The organism is Thiomicrorhabdus sp. (assembly GCF_041583835.1).
Taxonomy (GTDB): domain Bacteria; phylum Pseudomonadota; class Gammaproteobacteria; order Thiomicrospirales; family Thiomicrospiraceae; genus Thiomicrorhabdus.
The window spans coordinates 108534-129708 of the sequence record NZ_JBFHFC010000004.1 but is presented as its reverse complement, the minus strand read 5'-3'; the positions used below and the strand labels follow the sequence as shown (position 1 = coordinate 129708).

19 protein-coding genes are annotated in these 21175 nt (G+C 44.4%); 6 read left to right on the top strand and 13 right to left on the bottom strand.

The window, feature by feature from the left end; translation table 11 throughout:
- On the bottom strand, positions 1-975 hold the full coding sequence (locus tag ABY044_RS03705; protein WP_373018291.1) for a chemotaxis protein: 975 nt from the start codon (positions 973-975) through the stop codon (positions 1-3).
- Positions 976-1077: 102 nt separating this feature from the next.
- Between ABY044_RS03705 and flgA the strand changes: the two genes are divergently transcribed.
- The 4 genes from flgA (at position 1078) to ABY044_RS03685 (ending at position 3503) form a co-directional block, all read left to right on the top strand.
- On the top strand, positions 1078-1797 hold the full coding sequence (flgA, locus tag ABY044_RS03700; protein ID WP_373018289.1) for a flagellar basal body P-ring formation chaperone FlgA: 720 nt from the start codon (positions 1078-1080) through the stop codon (positions 1795-1797).
- Between the two features lie 108 nt (positions 1798-1905).
- A complete protein-coding gene (gene flgM / locus ABY044_RS03695; protein ID WP_373018287.1) occupies positions 1906-2217 on the top strand; it encodes a flagellar biosynthesis anti-sigma factor FlgM in 312 nt (103 codons plus the stop codon).
- A 6-nt stretch (positions 2218-2223) separates the two neighbouring features.
- A complete protein-coding gene (gene flgN / locus ABY044_RS03690) occupies positions 2224-2724 on the top strand; it encodes a flagellar export chaperone FlgN (protein ID WP_373018285.1) in 501 nt (166 codons plus the stop codon).
- 194 nt (positions 2725-2918) lie between these two features.
- The gene (locus ABY044_RS03685) at positions 2919-3503 is read left to right on the top strand and encodes a PilZ domain-containing protein (RefSeq protein ID WP_373018283.1); all 585 of its coding nucleotides are present in this window, start codon (positions 2919-2921) and stop codon (positions 3501-3503) included.
- 82 nt (positions 3504-3585) lie between these two features.
- Here ABY044_RS03685 and ABY044_RS03680 read toward each other — a convergent pair whose 3' ends face one another.
- The 8 genes from ABY044_RS03680 to fnr form a co-directional block, all read right to left on the bottom strand.
- A complete protein-coding gene (locus ABY044_RS03680) occupies positions 3586-3873 on the bottom strand; it encodes a hypothetical protein (protein ID WP_373018281.1) in 288 nt (95 codons plus the stop codon).
- Positions 3874-3934: 61 nt separating this feature from the next.
- Positions 3935-4486 (bottom strand): LPP20 family lipoprotein, encoded by a 552-nt coding sequence (locus tag ABY044_RS03675; protein ID WP_373018279.1) that lies wholly within the window; start codon positions 4484-4486, stop codon positions 3935-3937.
- Between the two features lie 11 nt (positions 4487-4497).
- Positions 4498-4755 carry a hypothetical protein gene (locus ABY044_RS03670; protein ID WP_373018277.1) on the bottom strand — a complete coding sequence of 86 codons (258 nt, stop codon included), beginning with the start codon at positions 4753-4755 and terminating at the stop codon, positions 4498-4500.
- An 18-nt stretch (positions 4756-4773) separates the two neighbouring features.
- A complete protein-coding gene (locus tag ABY044_RS03665; protein ID WP_373018275.1) occupies positions 4774-5787 on the bottom strand; it encodes a hypothetical protein in 1014 nt (337 codons plus the stop codon).
- Positions 5788-5878: 91 nt separating this feature from the next.
- Positions 5879-7267 (bottom strand): penicillin-binding protein activator, encoded by a 1389-nt coding sequence (locus ABY044_RS03660; protein ID WP_373018273.1) that lies wholly within the window; start codon positions 7265-7267, stop codon positions 5879-5881.
- 43 nt (positions 7268-7310) lie between these two features.
- Positions 7311-9959 (bottom strand): aminopeptidase N, encoded by a 2649-nt coding sequence (gene pepN, locus ABY044_RS03655; RefSeq protein WP_373018271.1) that lies wholly within the window; start codon positions 9957-9959, stop codon positions 7311-7313.
- A gap of 104 nt (positions 9960-10063) precedes the next feature.
- On the bottom strand, positions 10064-10588 hold the full coding sequence (gene pal / locus ABY044_RS03650) for a peptidoglycan-associated lipoprotein Pal (RefSeq protein WP_373018269.1): 525 nt from the start codon (positions 10586-10588) through the stop codon (positions 10064-10066).
- A gap of 62 nt (positions 10589-10650) precedes the next feature.
- The gene (fnr, locus tag ABY044_RS03645) at positions 10651-11385 is read right to left on the bottom strand and encodes a fumarate/nitrate reduction transcriptional regulator Fnr (protein WP_373018267.1); all 735 of its coding nucleotides are present in this window, start codon (positions 11383-11385) and stop codon (positions 10651-10653) included.
- 529 nt (positions 11386-11914) lie between these two features.
- Here fnr and ABY044_RS03640 point away from each other — a divergent pair.
- Positions 11915-13117 (top strand): PfkB family carbohydrate kinase, encoded by a 1203-nt coding sequence (locus ABY044_RS03640; protein WP_373018265.1) that lies wholly within the window; start codon positions 11915-11917, stop codon positions 13115-13117.
- Between the two features lie 125 nt (positions 13118-13242).
- On the opposite strand, the gene rlmB is transcribed toward ABY044_RS03640, so the two are convergent.
- From rlmB to ABY044_RS03625, 3 genes are all read right to left on the bottom strand, one after another.
- Positions 13243-13977: a 23S rRNA (guanosine(2251)-2'-O)-methyltransferase RlmB gene (gene rlmB / locus ABY044_RS03635; RefSeq protein WP_373018263.1), complete on the bottom strand. Its 735-nt coding sequence runs from the start codon at positions 13975-13977 to the stop codon at positions 13243-13245.
- A complete protein-coding gene (gene rnr / locus ABY044_RS03630; RefSeq protein ID WP_373018261.1) occupies positions 13974-16313 on the bottom strand; it encodes a ribonuclease R in 2340 nt (779 codons plus the stop codon). Before rnr ends, rlmB begins: the two co-directional genes overlap by 4 nt.
- Before the next feature lie 125 nt (positions 16314-16438).
- Positions 16439-17851 (bottom strand): dihydrolipoyl dehydrogenase, encoded by a 1413-nt coding sequence (locus tag ABY044_RS03625; protein ID WP_373018259.1) that lies wholly within the window; start codon positions 17849-17851, stop codon positions 16439-16441.
- A gap of 233 nt (positions 17852-18084) precedes the next feature.
- On the opposite strand from ABY044_RS03625, the gene ABY044_RS03620 reads away from it, so the two are divergent.
- On the top strand, positions 18085-19632 hold the full coding sequence (locus ABY044_RS03620; RefSeq protein WP_373018257.1) for a transglycosylase SLT domain-containing protein: 1548 nt from the start codon (positions 18085-18087) through the stop codon (positions 19630-19632).
- A gap of 11 nt (positions 19633-19643) precedes the next feature.
- On the opposite strand, the gene thiI is transcribed toward ABY044_RS03620, so the two are convergent.
- Positions 19644-21086: a tRNA uracil 4-sulfurtransferase ThiI gene (gene thiI, locus ABY044_RS03615; protein ID WP_373018255.1), complete on the bottom strand. Its 1443-nt coding sequence runs from the start codon at positions 21084-21086 to the stop codon at positions 19644-19646.
- Positions 21087-21175: the final 89 nt, after the last annotated feature.

Below are 21175 nucleotides of genomic sequence, written 5' to 3'. Positions count from 1 at the left end.
TTACCCTTCCTTCACTATCTTTTGTCTTGAAACTTCTTCTATGCGGTTAACAATGACTTTCGCCAACTCTTCACCGTGCCACTTAGATAAAAATACATTGGCACCGACCTTTTCGGTCAAACTTTCATTGAAACCGCCACTCAAAGAGGAGTTCAGCACGACATAAAGGTCTTTTAAACGATCATCCTTGCGAATGCTTGTCGTCAGGGTATAACCGTCCATTTCCGGCATCTCGATATCCGAGATAACCATCAACACCCGGTCACTGACCTTTTTACCCATACCGCTATCGGCTTCATCAGCCCAACTTTTCAATAAACTTAACGCCTTGCGTCCGTTACTGACAATTTGATTGCTCACACCCAACTTATCCAACGTGTTTTTAAGTTGCGTTCGCGCCACCGTCGAATCATCCGCACCCAAAACGAAAAAGTTTTGTCCTTGAGTCATCGGTTTATGCGACGAGACAAACTCGTCCGACATTCCTTCCGGCAATCCGGACACCTCGGCCAAAACCTTCTCGACATCGACGATTTCGACAATCTGCTCTCTCGCACGAGTAATGCCTGTTAAATAATTGACACCTTGTAAACTATCCGGAGGTGGAAGAATGTCTTCCCAACGCATATGCACAATGCGATCGACATCTTCAACCAGGAATCCCTGAACCGAACTATTGAATTCCGTCACGATCGTCAAGGTATCCGAATACTTGTCCTCCGGAACCGGCTCCAAATCCAAGGCCTTGGCTAAATCGATCATCGGCATAGTCAAACCGCGAATATCCGATACACCCACTACTCTATGGTCGGACTTGGGAACAGGAGAAATTGGCGGAGTACGGATGACTTCCCGAACTTTAAATACATTAATTCCAAAAAGCTGCTTCCCCTTAATGGTGAATAATAGCAACTCCATGCGGTTCATACCGGCCAAGGAAGTTCTTTGATCAACCCCTTTCAAAAAGCTAGACATTGTTAGCCACCTTATCCATCTATAATTCCATTCCGATTCAACCTGCCTACTATAACGCAAGCCACTCTTAAAAGTCTTTGAAACTCATGTTAGACTGCCCACATGGCAAAAAAATACTTTTACACAATCGCATTCTGGGTCATCATGCTGAACCAAACTCCAGCATTGGCAGCGTATGAATCCGCTCAACCCAATGAATTTCAATCACTTGAAGTTATCTACAATCAAGTGCTGGATTTCCTTAAGCAAAAAACCGACCAAAAATTATACGACCCCCAAATTCATGTAAAAAAACTCAGTCAGCGCATCCGATTACCGCAATGTAAAACCGACCTCGAAATTATTGACCGAAACCCAACTAAATACGCCGGAAGAGTGACCGTCGGCGTCAAATGTAACGCCCCTGCATGGCAAACATATATCAGTGCAACCATTGACGGCAAGTTACCCGTTGTAATCACGACTCAAGGAATCTTAAAGTTGGCCGTTATAAAAGCTGAAGACGTCAAATTGACACTGGTGAGTTATAAAAAAGCCGGTTCCGACAGTCTGATTTCGACGGAAACGGCGATTGGCATGAGAGCAAAAAAAGCCATTGGCCCGAACGAAATTTTAAGCATTCGTGATTTACAGCCCCCTTACTGGGTATTTAAAAAACAAATGGTCACGATTGTTTCAAAAATTGGCGGCATCGAAGTGAGAACAAAAGGCATCGCATTACAAGACGGCGTGGAGAATGAACAGGTCGAAGTCAAAAACGCTTCGTCGCAAAAAACGCTAAAAGGCATTGTTATTGCTCCCAACACAGTCTACGTGCCATAAAAAAAACTAAAAAAATAATTAAAGCTTTTCTAAAGATGCCGATAACGCTATTAGAATATTGAATTTATTGGTAGAATGACTACCACATTAGGTGTGAGGCCGACGATTATGGATATTAAAAATCTCAACACAAGCATCTCTTCCGGACGCGGAACCGAACAGCTTAAATCTCAAGAGAAAAGCGGTTCGACCGTTAATCAGGGATTGGACAATGCAAACATTTCAGGCGATAAAGTAACGCTGACTGATATGTTGACACAAGTACGCGAGCTGGAAACCAAGGCAAGCGGCGTTGAAGTTGACAATTCGGATCGAATCGCAACATTGAAAGCGGCGATTCAAGACGGTTCATACCAAGTCAATCCGCAGAAAATTGCCGAAAAATTAATGCAGTCAGAAGCGCTATTTGCAAACATTTAATCCAAAATGACGCCATTAAACGAGCTAGCCGAATTTAACCAAACGCAATTTTCCTCACAAATTGACGCGTTAAATCAGCTATTGCTCGATTTCCAAGCTTTACTCAAATCCGAATCGGATCTTTTGACACAAAGCGATCTCGAACACCTAAGTGAAATCGTCGAGAAAAAAGCCGAACTCGGCCAAAAAATCGAAACCGCTTCACTCGAACTCGACAAGCATTTCGACAAATTAGATTCCGAAAACACGTTTTTTTCACTTGCCCAAAGAAAAGCCTTTGCTTCGATTTCCGAAGAATTGCAAAACAAAGTCGATCAAGTCCTGGCGCAGAGCCAAGCTTGCAACGACCTCAACCTATCCAACGGCATAACAATTCAAATCCTCAGTAATATCAACCAGGTTTCTATTAACTTACTTAGACAACAACCCGAGTCGGACGTTAATCTTTATAATTCCACCGGCGAAAGTAAAAAGGTCAAAGGCAGTTCAAGCCTAGGCAAGGCCTAACCCCCTTCTCTTCAAAAAGTGTCATAATTATGACCTTCCACTGTTTACTTGCAGTTGGCTTAATTTCTGCTAATCTGTTTGCATTCACAATTCCCCTTTCTCACACAGTGAAACAACCAAAACGGGAATAAATCGATTTAGAATAGAGTACTCTTACTCAAACAACAAACACAACAGAGTTTAAGCGAGTCCACATGAAAAACGATCAACGTTTATTTTTTAGAATTGACGTAATGATGCCATGCAGTTACCGCATCGTATCTAAAGACGAGCTGGAAAAGATTACACTTCCGGAAATACCGGATTCGAAATATATCGAAGAATACTTCATGCAGAATTTGGCTCAACTCGATGAGCAGATCAACGAAGTTGTTGCCCAAATCAACCTTAAAAGTAGCTTACTCGCTTCGGCTTTAAGCGCCATGAACAGCAAAATCAACTTCATGATGCAAACCATCGACGCCAATCAACTGGCACGTGCAATCCCACAACGCCTGGTCAACTTAAGCGGCGGCGGGGTTTCTTTTAATATCAATGAAACCATCGAGCCGGACGACAAGATCGATTTATTGATCAAGCCTCTAGAAAACGAACCTCCGATTTTAGTGCGTTGCGACGTGGTGAATATCACTGCCATCGAAGATGAAGACAATGCATTCAGGGTAGCGCTTGAATATCAAAACCTCGCGGAAGACGATCGCAGAAAACTGTTATTCTTTATCCAATCCAAAGAGATTGAGTTCGCACAACACGAACGTAAGAAAAATAAAGATGACTAAACTTAACACTCTCATCACCCTCTAAATAGAAAAACCCGGCATAAGCCGGGTTTTTATTTGAGTAAATAACGTTTTTCAAACTTTACGGGAAGGTATAGCGTTTATCCTCGCCCTTAGAGTTTTTATCCGCTTGCATGTCGGTCATGATCTTTTTCACCTTCTTTTCCAGGTCGTCAACCACATCCAACTTGCCGTCAACTTTCTTTTCATAGTTCTGACGGGCCAATGTTTCGGATCGAATTTTCTTATCGTGCTTAGAAACCTTGCTTTCCAAAATTCTTACTCTGGTGCTGATACTGGCGGCTTGCGCCACTTCCATCCAAGTAAAAAATGCAAGCAACATCACTATTACGATTTTCTGTTTGTGCATTTCAAGCACTCCTACCCATAAAAATCAAAGAAACTTATCAATGAAGTTCCATTTCCTTAAATCAATAAGAACTGGCTTCGTAGCAGCTCACGCAAACTTCGGCCGGAACCATCGCTTCCGTTTCTGAATTTGATCTATAAATAAAAGTGTCTTCAAAGAAACGTTTATCTACATACACTTCTAAAACCGTTTCATAGTTCTGGTCGGCCATCGGAGTGACGCTGACAACACGAGCACCTCTTACGACTGCATTAACTCGCGCTCTAAAACTATCGTTTTTAGCCGTCAAAGTAGAAATCGACGTATTACTATCGATTTTAATTCCGTATAACTGCTCGGCTAACGCGCGATACGCATCCAGCTTTGAAGCTCGAATCGCCATTAATCGACGTTGTCCCGGAGTATAAGCTGTAAACGTGCTTTCCGCTCCATAACCGATCCCGGTAATCTTAATACGCTCCGGCTTTTTATAAACGACAGGCGCGGCAACTTGAATTTTAGTTGCCTGCGTAGCAGTAGATGCAGGCGCATTTGACACTTCTGACGTGGTGGAACAACCTGCCAACGAAGCCGAGATTAATATACCCGCTAAGGCAAATGTGCGTTTTTTCATGATTTTCTCCATTATTTACTCAAATAATATGGTTTTTCATACTCGCGATGCTGTACATATTCAGCTCGGTCACATTGACCGTGAAGCTCACTGCATCGCAAATCTCTTAAATAATACTTTTTTCCAACCGAATACTTTTCGGGAATCAGGCTTGTTTCATAATAATCCGGTACCCGATAATGCTCGGATTCCATGAAACTGCTACATCCAGTCAATTGCAAACCTACCAAACAAGCCAATCCCCATTTGAGAATATTGCAATACTTCACGTTAATACCTCTGTCCGCTTATGGATAAGTATCCGGATGGGCCTGTTCATAAGCACCCTCAGGTGCCGAATACTGATAGACCGGTTCATCGACGGTTTTAGCCGCTTCTTTTTCTTTAGGTGCCGCCTTCACTTGCTGATCAAGCATCTGCTTCTCAACCACTTTCACACTATGCAACAACGTGCTGTACTGACCTTGTAGCTTTTTGACCCTGCTATTCACTTCGTCAATGCGTTTTTGCGCCTTGGTCATTTTGTAATACACGGAATTCAATTTATCCGTTAACTGACCGCTCACTGCTGGAGTCGGAGCGGCAACCGGTGCCGCCACAGGGGTAACATTTTCAGCGGTTGGAGTATTGGTATTCGTGCTGGAAGCGCCGGATGCAGGCGTATTGTCCGCAATTTTGGTACGCCCTTCCAAAACGGCAATATCCGCCGTTATCTGCTCCAACTGATAACTCAAGGCATCAAGTTTCTTCTCCATCGAATCCATCGATTTAGCATTGGATAAATGATTCATGGTATTTTTTTCGGTGCCGGTTTTAATTTCCTCAATCATGGTCTGAGTTTCTTCATCCAAACCATGCGAAGCGGCCAACGCAGCCCAAACGCCGATACCAATCATGGTCAACGCTAAAACAATAATGGTTGAGCCGAAAATAATAACGAGTTTCTTGATTGCATCCATTTCTGCCGCCGATAATCCATTGTTAGATTGATTTTGTGCCGCTGCACGTTTCGATAGAAAGTCTTCACCATCCAGCTCGGGCTTTTGTCTACTGTCAGCCATCTCCCTCGCATCAGCGTTAACCGTCTGAGCGCTTTCAACTTCCGGAGACGCGACATTATCCACCTGAGGTTCGATTTCCTGAATATCAGGTACCGCTGCCTGCTCATCTACTTTAACGGCCTCTTCGTCTAAAAGAGTATCTTCCTCAAGGTTCTCTGCAACCTCTTGCTCCGCCTCATCAAGTAGCGCATCAATACTGTCTAGATCGTTAGGATCGAAAGTTTCATCAACCGATGCCACAAACTATTCCTTTGCTATCGTTTATGGAAAAATAATTTTGACCGTCCATTCTTGGAATAAACCATCAAATACAAACTTTCAGTTTCGGAATTCACTCATACCGAAACTGGGATTCAGGCACTGACTGTAACTGCTTGTCATCTAACCAGAACACATCCGGCAACAATTGCAACTCGCCCAAATCGTCGCTAATCAAGGTTCCCAAGGGGGAATGTTCAATCAGCTGGTTAGGCTGCAATACCCGAGGATTTTTGATAATCTCTGCCGCCAGCTCACCTAAAGCATAAAACAGGCCACTTTTATTATCATACTGGTTTTCTTCTGAATCTTGTTGCTCCAACTGAGTTAAGTAAGGAGGGAGGAAAACATAAGTTTGCTGCCAAGCGAAAAGATTCGTCTGGAGTTCTAGACGTGATGGGAATACAGAGGGGTACCATAAGCTTATGGTGCGGTTTAAATGGTAAAAATCAATTAACGGTTTGATTTGAACCGCGTCTTCGCGACTCAAAAAATGAACTACCGCTTCGATATCCTGGCGGGCTCTGGGCTCGAATTCGACACGCGTCTGAATGTTTTTTTCCAACCAATTATGGCGGATCATGGAACGCTTTACCTTTAGAGCAGTTTGCAAAGTCTGATCGGCCGTGCCATCAAGCGTATAACTTTCGTAGTTGGAATAGGGATTGGCTTGTAACCAAGTCTGCCGGAATTGATTTTCTAATATTTCAGCGGATTCGGAGGTATCTTTAAGCACTAATAAATGCGAAAAACCGCCGTTTTCAATAAAAGACTGCAACGTTCTTAGTCCAGCCTGTTTATTTGGAGACAAGCCCTTCTCGTTCTCATTAAATCGATCCAACTGATTAAGATAAAGAGTGGGAATATGAGTCTGAATAGATTGCCAGGCTTGTGATTTCGTCCTGTCGAGCGGACCTATGACAAAATCGGGGGAATACAGTTTGACCAGTTCCCAGAGTTCGTACAGGTTATCGTAAATGGCGGTATCCAAAACCACCGGCGATTTCGAAAAAGGCCAACGGGCATTGATCCCGGACAGGATTGCTTCCCCTGCCACCGCATACTCACCGCTCAACGGTAACAAAATCACGACATTGCTATCATCGTCCGGTAAATAAAACGCACTTTCAACCGGAGGCTTAACCTCTTGATGCCGAAAGAACTCTTTAAGCTGGTCTAATCGTGCCTGAAAACTAGGAATCAACTCCATCTGTTCAAGCTGATGGATATAACGTTCCAGGCTGGCCATATCTCCGTTATTACGGGCCAGTTCGGCACGTAACAAGACAATCTCCTGATCGATCTGCTCAATTTGTTGTTGAAGTGAAATCGACGGCGTTTCCTTTTGCCCGGCAAGGCTTGCCGCAGGAAAAGCCATCGCTAAAGCGCAACACAAAGCCACGTTTTTAAAACGCGGCAATCGCAAACAGACTTGTTTATGGAACATAAAAGAAGACAACATATCTTGAATTAACTCACCTATCCTTTACGATCACAAACAAACACTATGCCGCTAACGATTTTGAAACGATCTCAAACACATCCTTCGACAACCCTTTTTCAGCCAACAATTTCTGTAAGGCCGCTTTCATCTGCTGCTGACGCTGATCGTCATAACGTTTCCAGTGCGTAAACGGAGCGACAATTCGAGCAGCCACCTGAGGGTTGATTTTATCGAGTTTCAAAACCTGATCGGCCAAGAAGGCATAACCTTCACCGTTAGCTCGATGGAAGCCCAACAAGTTTAAACGGCCGAATACGCCAAGCACACTTCGTACCCTGTTCGGATTTTCATAGGTGAAGTCGACGTGCTCAACCAAAGCCTTAACGTGCTCCAAAGCGTGGATATGGTGCGATCCTGCCTGCAAAGCAAACCACTTATCCAAAACCAAAGGATCCTGTTTCCACTGTTCGTAAAACGCATCCAAACATGCCGGTCTATTGGCATGGTCGGTATGCGAAATGGCATTCAATGCCGCCAACACGTCAGTCATATTCTGTTGCGCTTTAAACTGACCCTCTACCAATGTAAAGCGGTCTTCCAATAGCGCCAAGTAACTTAAACAGACGTTTTTAAGCATACGATTGGCAATCTCGCCCTTCTCGTAACGATATTCTTCTTGGCGTTCCGCTAATTGGGCGTAAACCGATTCCAGCTCAGCCTTGAAGGTAACGGCCATTTGGGTACGCAACCAACGGTGTACCTCATAAACGGCTTCGACATTAATGACGTCGAACTGCTCACCGATATAGGTCAAATCCGGCATGCTGATGGTTAAAGCGATTAACGCCTTATCGGCGTCGGAATCAACACCGGCATCTTTCAAAATGCCGCCGAATGCGGAAATCAACGCTTGCGAAGCCTCCAAGTCTTGTTGCTGTTCATAACGTGAAATATTGCGTTTAATTTCATTCAACATTAAAGTTTGAAACGCTTCCCATCGCACGAACGAATCCGGGTCTGAACGACCAAGCAGACTCAAGTCCTCGGCGGAATAATCGAATTCAAGATGAACCGGGGCAGAAAACCCTCTTAAAAGCGACGGAACCGGTTGAGAGGAGACATCTTCGAACACGAACGTTTGCTTTTCTTCCGTCATGCTCAATAGCACCTCCTCGACACCGACCTGTTTTTCGGAGTCCGAGCCCGGAACTACGCTGAAACTCAGGACTTCTCCACTTTCCGATAATAATCCGACCTTAACCGGAATCAACAGCGGTTTGAAATCGCACTCTTGCTTCGGTAACGATTGACGACATTGCAATGTATAAGTCTGCCGCTCGACATCGTAATGCCCTTCAATATGTAATGTCGGCGTACCCGATTGAATATACCAGTGATGCATCTGAGACAAATCCAGCCCGTTGGCATCTGCCATCGCACTTCTAAAGTCTTCCACCGTTACCGCTTGTCCGTCATGGCGTTGGAAGTACAGCTTCATCCCTTTTTGGAAACCTTCCTCACCCAACAATGTGTGATAAAGCCTGACGACTTCGGCACCTTTCTCATATACGGTCATGGTATAGAAATTATTCATCTCAATATACGATTGGGGCTGAATCGGATGTGCCATAGGTCCGGCATCTTCCGGAAACTGATTATTTCTCAAGCGACGGACATCTTCTATACGCTTCACTGCAGGCGACAACATGTCGGCAGTAAATTCCTGGTCACGGAAAACCGTCAGCCCTTCTTTCAACGTCAACTGGAACCAATCACGGCAAGTGACCCTGTTTCCTGTCCAATTATGGAAATATTCATGGCCGATGACCGCTTCGATTCCTTCATAGTCAACATCCGTTGCGGTTTCCGGCTTGGCAAGAACAAACTTGGAATTAAAGACATTCAATCCCTTGTTCTCCATCGCTCCCATATTAAAGTCGTCTACTGCAACGATCATATAAATATCCAGATCGTAAATTAAGCCGAAGCGTTCTTCATCCCATTTCATCGACTTGATCAAAGAATCCATAGCATGCTGACACTTGTCGATATTACGCGCTTCTACATAAATTCGAAGTACGATCTTACGTCCGTCCGCTGCAATAAAATGGTCTTCGATAAATTCCAAATTACCGGCAACCAGTGCAAACAAATAAGAAGGCTTTTTAAACGGGTCTTCCCAAATCGCATAATGCCGATCATTATCTAAATCACCGGATTCGACCAGGTTACCGTTTGACAGCAAGACTTTGCATTCCTGCTTGTCCGCTACGATTTTAGTCGTGAAATAGGTCAAAACATCGGGACGATCCAGAAAATAAGTGATCTTTCTAAAGCCTTCCGCCTCGCACTGGGTGCAGTAATTGCCGCTGCTACGGTACAGGCCTTCCAAAGAGGTATTCGTTTGAGGCGAAATTTCAGTCACCACCACCATCTCGAATTCGGATGGAACCGTTTCTAATGTCAAGGACTCGTCGTCAATTCGACAGGCTTCCGTCACATCTTGATTATTCAACAGCACCTTAACAAGCTTGAGGCTCTCACCAGACAACACCAAGGGCTGATCGGCCTCCAAAGCACTGAAACGCATCGTATTGGTTACGACGGTCTTCTGCGGCTGCAAATCAAACTCAAGAAAAACCGAATCGATTGAAAAAAACGGAGCCTGGTAATCCGATAAATAATTGACTGTTGGTGCCTCTGTGCTCATAACCACTTCTTACTCTCTAAACTTAAACCTGAATTATAAACAAAAAAGCCTTCCCGACTTATAAGTCGGGAAGGCTTTAATAAACCGCTTTGCTTTAAAAAATCTTAATAAGAAAACTCGGCACGTCTATTTTGTGACCAAGCTGCTTCATTATGACCTTCCGCAACCGGATTATCTTCACCGTAGCTGATAACGGTAATACGATCTGCACTCACACCTTCGGCGATTAAAGCATTCTTAACCGCATTTGCACGACGCTCACCCAATGCAAGGTTGTACTCACGTGTTCCGCGCTCGTCACAGTGACCGCTCACAGTCACTTTAGCATTGCTGTCGGCCATTAGGTATTCGGCGTTAGCTTTGATTGTATCGTAAAATTCGGCTTTGACTTCAGAACGGTCAAAATCGAAACGCACAACCATACCGGCTAATTTAGCTTGCATGTCATTCAAGTCAGTTGCTTTAGCATCTGTTTGATCTGCAACAGCCGTTTCAACAACACTTTTATCCATCACTTCCTGATTAGCCGTATCTGCATCACCTTCAGTAGTTGGGGTAGAGCTACACCCTACCAACATCAATCCTAAAAACCCTGCTGAGAATAATACTTTCAAACTTTGTAATTTCATTTCATCCATCCATTTCTAAAAAAAATCTTTTAATCCAAAGCCAACAGCTAAATCATACAAAACTATACAACCTTAGCGTTGGAACTCGAATCACAATAATGACTGCCGGCTAACGATCGTAGCGCTTGCTCGTCATGTATATGCAATTCTTTCTTTTTCCACGTGACCACGTTGTCTTGGTGTAGTTTAGCCAGGATTCTGGAAACCGTCTCCGGCGTCAAACCCAGATAAACTGCAACATCCCTGTGCAGAATGCTTAATCGGAATTCGAGATAGTGATAACCTCGGCTTTTGAAACGCTCAGCCATACTCCAGATGAACTGCGCAATTCTTTGATCTGCATTCTTCTTAGTCAACAACTCGGAATGCAAACGCCCGTCCACGACCTCTTTGCTCATTATATTAAACACTTGCTGATTCAAATGTGGAATTTTCAGCGATAAATCGCTCAATTCATCAAATGGCACAGCACACACACTGGTAGAATCCAGGGCCGTCGCATTAAACATATGAACCTTGGACGCTAAAGCATCAATACCGACGACGTCGCCCGGTAAATAAAATCCGTGAATAATCTCTTCCCCACCATCCGAAAACGAATATACCTTAATTACACCCGCTCGAATCGCAAACAAAGAAGTGAATTTATCACCGGCGGAAAACAGCATCTGATTCTTCTGCAAAGGTGCTTTCCTTTGCACGATATCATCCAGTTTATCCATTTCGGATTTTGACAATCCGGTCGGAAAACATATCTTCTGCAAGCCGCAATTCAAACAACTTGCATTAAAAGCCATCTTAACGTCCGTCATAAAACATCGTTTTTATTATTGATACATATACATGATTGTATAGCTTTTAAATTTTTTTTCATCATTGTAAGGAATTTTTTATTTTTTTATTTTTTTGCGACCGGAATTCATCCCAATTTCTTAAGTAATATGCTCACTGTATAAAAAATAAGCAATTTAATATTTATCGGCTAGTTTAAAGCACTTAAGTTCCTTTTTATTACTTTACTCACAAAGTTATCCACAGCTTCTGTGGATAATGCACAACTCGATTAAATGAATTTAAGCAAGCCAAAACTTTTGCTTATATCCTATATAAAACAACAATTTATATAAATAACATAATCCCATTTAGAGATATAAAAAATAACGTAGATTATTTATATGTCAAGCCTTATGAGAATTTTATTCACTTCAAGCTAAAATTATCCACTTGACAAACCAATTATGATCAAGAATGGCTTGCTATGCTAAAATACCCTGCAATTTCATTAACTCTATTTAACGTCTCGACAATCATAAGAAAAGGCTTAGCATGGCAAAAATCCTTGGAATCGGTAACGCTGTTTTAGATATTATTTTAAAAGTCCCTCATGCCCTTCACGATGATGAAGAAGTTCGCGCCACTGATCGAAAAACACAAATTGGCGGCAACGTCAGCAATACACTCTATGTTTTATCTCAACTTGGGCACGAAACATCGATTTGCACCACTAGCGGTGGCGACAGCGAAGCAAAACAACTGATTAACGGCCTAAAAGAACGTGAAATCGACATCGAACACATTCAACGTTTTATCAAAGGACGTACACCGACTTCCTATGTAACACTGAATGCACAAAACGGACACCGCGCCATCGTTCACTACCGTGACCTACCCGAACTAAGTTTTGACCACTTTGCAAAAATTGAAATCGAGGAATATGACTGGCTGCACTTCGAGGGGCGCAATATCGAAAACTTGAAGGGGATGCTTAATATCGCAAAAACCTTTTTGAGCCACCAACCAATCTCGTTAGAAGTCGAAAAACCCAGAGACGGTATCGAAAGCCTATTGGCCCATGCCAATTTGATCTTCTTCTCTCACCATTACGCTTCGGCCAAGGGGTACCAAAACGGAGAAGAACTGCTAAAAGACATGCAATCTCAACTACCGAACAGTAACCTGGTCTGCACCTGGGGCGACCAGGGAGCTTGGCTATGCCCCGCCAATGGTCAGATTTCACACGTTCCGGCCGAAACCGTATCACCTGTCGTCGATACCTTAGGTGCAGGAGATACCTTTAATGCAGCGGTGATTCATCATTTAATTTCAGGAAACTCATTGCACGAAGCCGTTCAACAAGCTAGTAAGCTGGCGGCACAGAAATGCCTAAGACACGGATTGGATAACTTACTTGAAGCATTGGAGCCCGCTAAACCAATTGCCAACATCAGCAAGCTCAGCAATGCCAAAACGATGGTAGTCGACACCGATGAAGCACCTAATTCGGTGGTGCTGATCAAATATGAAGACGGTGTAAAAGCCTACGTGAACAACTGCCCACACCAGGATGTACCTTTAAACGAAGCCTACAAGATCGACGTTAATCCATTTGAGAAAACCATGAAATGTTCGGTTCACGATGCCTTTTTCAGAATCGAAGACGGCGTCTGTATCGAAGGGCCTTGTTGGGACGAAGCTTTAGAAGCACTGGAAGTGCGAATTGATGAGAAAGGCGACATTTACTTGGTCTAAGATCAACTTAACACCAGTAACGCTAACTAAACAAAGCCAACAAGTCTGTTGGCTTAATCTATGCGCTTAAAAATGCCGCTATTACAATCAAGAATCCAGTAATGATTGGATATAGAAAAATCCGATTAAACTAAATGGCGCTGACGATAGGCTTCATAGAGTGCTACGCCCGTCGCTACGGATACGTTCAAACTCTCGGCCACACCCTGCATAGGAATCGCAGCCAAATGATCACAAGCATCCTTGGTCAATCGTCTCAAACCACTGCCTTCAGCACCCATGACAATTCCGATGGAACCCGTCAGATTATGCTGATAGATCGTCTGATCGGTCTCACCGGCCAGACCGATCATCCACATTCCCGCCTGCTGCATCGTTTTCATTGTTCTAACCAAGTTGGAAACGACAATCAGATTAACGTTTTCAGCCGCACCCGAAGCAACTTTACGAACGGTTGCATTCATGCCGACCGAATTGTGTTTAGGAATAATCACGGCATCGACGCCGACGGCATCGGCCGTTCTCAGAATGGCACCTAAGTTATGTGGATCCTGGACTTCGTCCAAAAACAGAAACAAGGGATGATCCAGCTTTTCAATCAAGGTCGCCAAATCGTTTTCATTCATTTCCGGTCTTGCCGCTACAAGTGCCATTACGCCTTGGTGGTTACCGTCAACCTGATTAAAAGCCGACTTGGAAACGAATTCAGGCGTCAATCCCAATGACTTGGCTTGATCGACCAACGCCTGCTGGCGATTGTTCAAGCGCCCTTTAATAACACTTAAACGATAAACCAGATGCGGTGATTGCTTGATAAACTTTTCGACCGCATGCAAACCATAAATAATGTCCTGCTTCACGATTTACCTTTTGTGCTACGGGTACCGCGTTTCTTTTTATGGTAATAACGCTTTTTGCTACGTTTCTTTTTCTCAGGAGAATCCGAATCAGCCTGTTCAGCCTCGCCATCGATGACAGCTTGAGTCTCAACAACTTCTTCGTCACCAGTTTCGCCGGCAATAAAGCGCAAATCAACCTTACGCTCGTCCAAGTTCACCTGTGCGACCTGAACACGAACGCGATCCCCTAAACGATAGACCTTACCGGTACGTTCACCTTTCAAACAATGACGGGCATTATCGTAATGGAAGTAATCTTCGCCTAGTTCGGTGATGTGAATCAAACCTTCAACATACAAAGGATCAATTTCAACGAATAAGCCGAAATTAGTCGCTGCAGTAATCACCGCATCATACTCTTCACCTAAACGATGCGACAAGAATTCACACTTCAAGAACGTAACCGCATCACGCGTTGCTTCGTCCGCACGACGCTCGGTATCGGAACAATGCGCTCCGAACTCAGCCATTTTAGCTTCGTTATAAGCAAACGCTGCCGGACCTTTTTTGGTCCAAACATGACTGATAGCACGGTGAATCAATAAATCCGGATAACGACGGATCGGTGAAGTGAAATGCGTGTAGTGCTCGTAGTTCAAACCGAAGTGCCCTTTATTCTCAGGCTGATATACCGCTTGGTTCATACTGCGCAACAAAACCGTCTGCACCAAATGTTCGTATGGCTGGCCTTTAACTTTAGCCGCAACGTCGGCATAATCATGGCCGGTCGGCTCATCGCCGCCACCCAATTGCAAACCGAAGTCAGACAAGAAAGTTCTCAGGTTCTTCAAACGCTCTTCCGTCGGAGATTCATGCACACGGTATAGCATAGGCATCTTGTGCCATTTCAAATAACGTGCCGTGGCAACGTTAGCCATCAACATACACTCTTCGATCAACTTATGCGCTTCGTTACGGACAACCGGTACGATTGAGTCAATTTTACGAGCGTCATCAAAAATAATACGCGTCTCGACCGTATCAAACTCCAAAGCTCCACGTTCTTCGCGCGCTTTTACCAACGTCTGATACAAGCTATTCAACTCTTCCAAATGCGGAACAAGATCGGAAAATTCCTTTCTATATTCACTGTCTTTATTTTGAAGAATGTCATGTACTTGGTTATAGGTCAAACGCGCTTTCGAGTTCATCACCGCCTGATAAAATTGTGTTCTTTCCAAGGTTCCGTCGTCGTTGACGGACATGTCCGCAACCATACACAAACGATCCACCTTAGGATTCAACGAACACAGTCCGTTCGAAAGTTTTTCCGGCAGCATTGGAATCACGCGCTGCGGGAAGTAAACCGAGTTTCCTCGTAGATAGGCTTCCTTATCCAGAGCGGTTCCCGGTTTAACGTAATGCGAAACATCCGCAATCGCCACAACCAAACGCCAACCATTCTTACGACGTTTCGCAAATACGGCATCGTCAAAGTCTTTCGAATCTTCACCATCGATCGTGACTAGCTGCAAAGAGCGTAAGTCTTTACGATCGGCAAAATCCGCTTCGACAACTTCATCAGGAATAGCATCCAATTCTTTCAGCAACTCTTCCGACCAGGTATTCGGAATCGAATGATCGTGGATTGCAGAGTCGATTTCCATGCCCGGCGCCATATAATCGCCCAACACTTCAATGACCTTACCGATTGGTCCGGAACGCAATGAAGGCTGGTGAATGACTTCAACCAGTACAATCTGCTCTTCTTTCGCATCCAACAACCCATCCTGAGGAATGAAAACATCCTGAGTAATTCGGGTGTTGTTCGGTCTAACCCACGCCAAACCGTCTTCAAAGGCTAAACGCCCCAAAATCTGTTGATTAGCGTGCTCGGAGATTTCAACGACCATCCCTTCGCGACGGCCGCGGCGATCTTCACCGGTAACGGAAGCAATGACGATATCGCCATGCAACACTTTATGCATCTCTTTTTCGGATAGAAACAGATCCTTGCCGCCGTCTTCCGGCACCACAAAACCAAATCCGTCCGGATGACCTAAGACACGACCTTTGATCAAATCCATTTTTTGCAGAAGCCCGAATGCTCCACGGCGGTTACGTACCAACTGTCCGTCACGAACCATGGCCTTAACTCTACGAGACAATGCCTCGAAACGTTCCTCATCTTCCTCCGGAACGTCTACTAATTTAGCAATCTCAAATAGACGCAAAGGCTTTTGTGCCGCCTCTAGAGCTTCCGAGATAAATTCACGGCTCGGAATTGGGTTTTCATATTTCTCGGCTTCGCGCTGAGCATATGGATCACGTTGTTCTTCAGTTTTTTGACTAGTCACTCGATACCATCTAAGTTAAAGCCCCGAAGACCCTTTAAATTGTGCACTAAATCCAACACAATCAGAGTTCAAGCGAGGCTAAATTAATAAAAATTCGCAATATTATACCAAAAAACAGTTACTTTTTATTGCATTACTGTTAATTCTGGCGAAGACGACCTTTCATCTTCGGGATATACGGCATAATACAACTTTTGAATGACAGACTGAACCGCCTCTTCCAACACCGGATGATAAAAAGGCATTGTCATTAAATCGGCTACCGTCATATCTCGTTCTACTGCCCAATTCAGCAAATGCGCAAAATGTTCGGCATGCGGCATAATCATCTCGCCGCCCAATAACTTTTTACTTTGCTTATCTGCATAAAGACAGATCACACCATCGTCTTCATCCATGACAATGGCCCGGCCGTTACTTCTTTTCAAATCAAATGTAACAACTTCAACCTTATCAAAATCCAAATCACGGTAAGAAACACCAAACAGACCGATATTAGGCTCGGTAAAGGCAACCCCCATCGGCGTTTTACGTCTGTAAGCCGTCACATTCGGATAAGACACGGCATTTAGCGCCGCCATCTTACCTTCATATCCCGCTTCATGCAGAATAGGACGATAAACATTTGCGTCACCGGCAATAAAAATCGGCTTGTCTTCAATTTGCATGGTATTTAAATTGAATGTCGGGATTCCTCTACCATCCAATTGAATACCCACCTTATCTAAACCCAGCTGATCGATATTCGGGCGTCTGCCCAACGAAGCAAAAACGGCATCCACTTCCATTTCCACTTGAGAATTTTTTACTATGACTCGATCGCCCTTTCTCTCGATCTGAGCGCCCTCCCCGGTATAAATCGGAAATTCCTTGGACATCAATTCCAATGCTTGTTGATTCACTTCCGGCACCGATAATCCACCGATTTTATCCTGCATTTCAAAACCAATCACCTTAACGCCTAAGCGCGCCATCGCCTGACCGATCTCCAAGCCGATCACCCCCAAACCGATTACGGCGATGCTCTTCGGCAAAGACGGCTGTTCGAAAATCGTATCGCTGGTATGCAATAAATCCCCTAACTCTAACCAAGGGCCAGGCACTACGGGACGCGAACCCGTCGCGATGATAATACGTTCGGCTTCAATGATTTCCCCATTCACTTCAAGACGGTTTTCGGCTACAAACTTGGCGAACCCGTGAATCGACTGTCCCTCTTTTAAAGCTTCAGTCGTTCCGGACTTTACTCCGGTGGTAAACCGGTCACGCAAGCGCCTAACCCGCTCAAGCACTTTTGGTACATTGACCGTAACCGCTTCGGAACCACTCAAACCAAACTCTTCGAAAGCATGTCGCTTATGATAAATGTTAGCCGAATAAATCAACGCCTTGGACGGCATACAACCAACCCGGGCACAGGTCGTGCCGTAATGTCCGCCATTAATAATGACAAAATCGTCGGTCTGTTTTCTGATCACACCCAAAGCTGTCAAACCCGACGTTCCCGCACCTAAAATCGCATATTTCACTTTACGCATTATCTTCTAACCGTCCAAACCGTTGTTTTCAAATGACATCATTACCGTTAGATCAACCCAAACCCAGGTTAAGCATACGGTATTATGATCCTTGACTCACTATATTAATGTTCTCTAATGACATTATTGTTAACCTTATCGATGTACTTATCGATATAAAGACAAATTATGGCTTGTCTACAAAACAAACTTGGCTAAAATGAATCTCTCTATTTTTTACATTGGCGCCCAGCTTGGTTAAAACAGCACGCTCGTCCAACATACTGGTCATTGCAATCGGCTTTATTCTTCTAAGTCCGGTTTCACTCGCTCAGGCGCCGCCGCAGAATACGTCATTAACGGAACGCATCAACGAACCGTTTATCGGCGATCTGGACGAAATTCGTCAAAGACGGATCTTAAGAGTCCTAGTCAGTAACAACCGTACAAACTTCTTCGAAACCCAAAAAGGCAAACGCGGCATTGAGCACGACTTGCTTCGAGCTTATGAAAGCTTTTTAAATCGAGGTCCGAGAAAAGAACGCTACAAAACCCACGTCGTTTTTCTGGTCAGACCATTTGAAAAACTATTTTCCGATTTGACTCACGGCAAGGGCGACATCATTGCATCTGGACTCACCATCACACCGGAACGAAAAGCCTTCTTGGATTTCACCGATCCCTATATTGAAAACGTACAAGAAGTATTGGTAAGCAACAAACACGGGCAAACAATAGAAAAACTGGAAGACTTATCGGGCAAACAAGTTATCGTGGTGGCAAACAGCAGTTACATTATCCACTTACAGATGTTCAACCAATTCCTCGGACTTAACGGTCTGGAACCGATAGAAATCGTCAAAGCCGACCCTTTAATGGAAGCCGAAGACATTCTGGAAATGGTCAATGCGGGAATTTATCAATATACAGTCGTCGACAGCCACATAGCAGACATCTACAAACAGACCTTACCCGAATTGAAAGTGTATGACGACGTGGTGTTCTATCACGGAGGCCAGATCGCATGGGCCATCAATCCAGGCCTACCGCAACTCAAGGCCTCGCTAAACCAATTCATTCACTCATACGCCAAACCGGGAAGATTTCTAGGCAACAGTATCTATAAAAAATACTTTGAAAACGCCTACTGGATCAAAAAACCGCAACTGCTTTCGGAACTCGACAAAATTGACTGCCTCTCTTACTACTTACAACTTTATTCGGAATTTTACGGGTTTGACTGGTTCCTGATCGCCGCTCAAGCCTACCAAGAATCAAAATTCAACCCCAAACTGACCAGCCAGGCCGGTGCTTACGGCATCATGCAGATCAAACCGTCCACAGCAAAATCGAAAAATGTGGGAATCAAAGACATCAAAAACCTGGAAAACAACATCCATGCAGGAATCAAATATCTGGCATTCCTCAGGGACAATTACTTCAACGGCAATGAATATTCGGACGAAGACCGCATCAATTTCTCACTTGCCGCATACAACGCAGGGCCGGGGCGAGTTCGCAGAATGCAGCGTAAAGCGCAACAGATGGGATTAGACCCTAACAAATGGTTCTACAATGTAGAAGTCGTGGCTCGCAACACCATCGGTCACGAAACCGTCGACTATGTGACTAAAATTCAAAAAACTAAAATTGCATTACAAAGTTACAAAAAACTTTCGGACACCAAAAAACTCATTAAAGCGACCCAGATGGAACAAGAACAAGTCGTCGACATGCCTCCAAAAGAAGAAGAAAAACCAAACGATTTTTCAAAATCGACCGAAACGGTCAGCACGCCCTAACACACCGAATATCATTCCGGACGATAGACCGTTACATTATCAAACCCTTTATCTTTTAGATATTGGGCGTGCAACTGGCTCATTACCCCTTTTTCACAATACAACAAGTAAGCTTTACTCTGATCCAATTTGCCGAATTTCTGATTCAATTCGTGGAACGGGATAGCAATCGACTCAATCCCGCTAAGCGGCTGGCGCAACTGTTCCGCTTCGGCACGAATATCGATCACCACCCCGTTTTCCGGTACTTGATTGAAAATCTCGATATGCGCGGTAGCCGTCACATCGTCGATAATTTTATCAACCGGGATAGTAACGGCGGATTCGATCGCACGATCAAGCACGGTATAATCGAAACGTGCCGCTTCTTTCTCCATCCGGTCAAAAGAGGCGTTTGTCACCGGGTTTTTCGAAATGACACCGCAATACTCCGGCATGCTTTCGGCAAAATGCCGCGTACCGATCTGATCCGCCATCGCCATAATTTCCGGCTTATTCATCGTGGCCAACGGACGCAGAACCAACATATTCGTCACACTATCAATGACCGCTAAATTTCTTAAGGTTTGACTACTGACCTGTGCAACACTTTCACCCGTGACCAGTGCATCGATCCCCATCTGCTTGGCAACTCTCTCCGAAGCCGTCAACATCAACCTTTTCAAAGTGACGCCCATATAACTTTCATGGGTGGAGCGGAATATTTCGCCGACCACTTCCTCAAACGGCACGGTCACAAACGAAACCCGATGAGATGCGCCAAATTGGCTCCATAAATACAGTGCAACCTGCTTCACGCCGATCTCGTGAGCCGCACCGCCTAAATTGAAAAAGATGAAATGCGTCTTCAGCCCTCGTTTCATTGTCAGATAACTGGCGATCGTCGAATCGAAACCGCCTGACATCAACGACAGTAACTCTCCCTGACTCCCCATCGGAAATCCGCCTAAACCGGTCAACTTTGACGTGACGATATTCACGTTATCCTGATGAATCTCAACCTCGATTTTCACTTGGGGATTGTGCAAATCCACCCCTAACGGTGCGCCCTTCTCATATAAAACGCCGCCGATAAAACGTTCCGCTTCGTAAGAACTGAAATCGTGCGTACCGCTTCGCTTGGCACGAACGACAAACGTTTTACCCTCAATCCACGGAACCGCATGCTCGGCCACCTTATCTGCAATCGCCTGCAAATCCTTACCGACATTATGTTGAATCACTTCCAACACCTGCTCGACGCCGGGGGTTTGCGTCAAGATCCGACGCACAGCCTGCAGATATTGATCGTCCGCTTGAATTTCGATCTTGTCCCAAAAACGTTTAGTTTGAATGTCCGGACTCACTCTCAACAACAAAGTACGCAAATTGTCATGCAACTGGCTGATCATTTTCTTTTTGACCGCCGTTCCTTTCACCATAATTTCCGGAAATAATTTAACGATAAATTTCATGACACTCTCTTTGCTACTTTATTTTTTATAGCCGCCTATTTTAACCAATCCAGGCACTTGATATCGAAAAACAATTTCATGCTTCCATT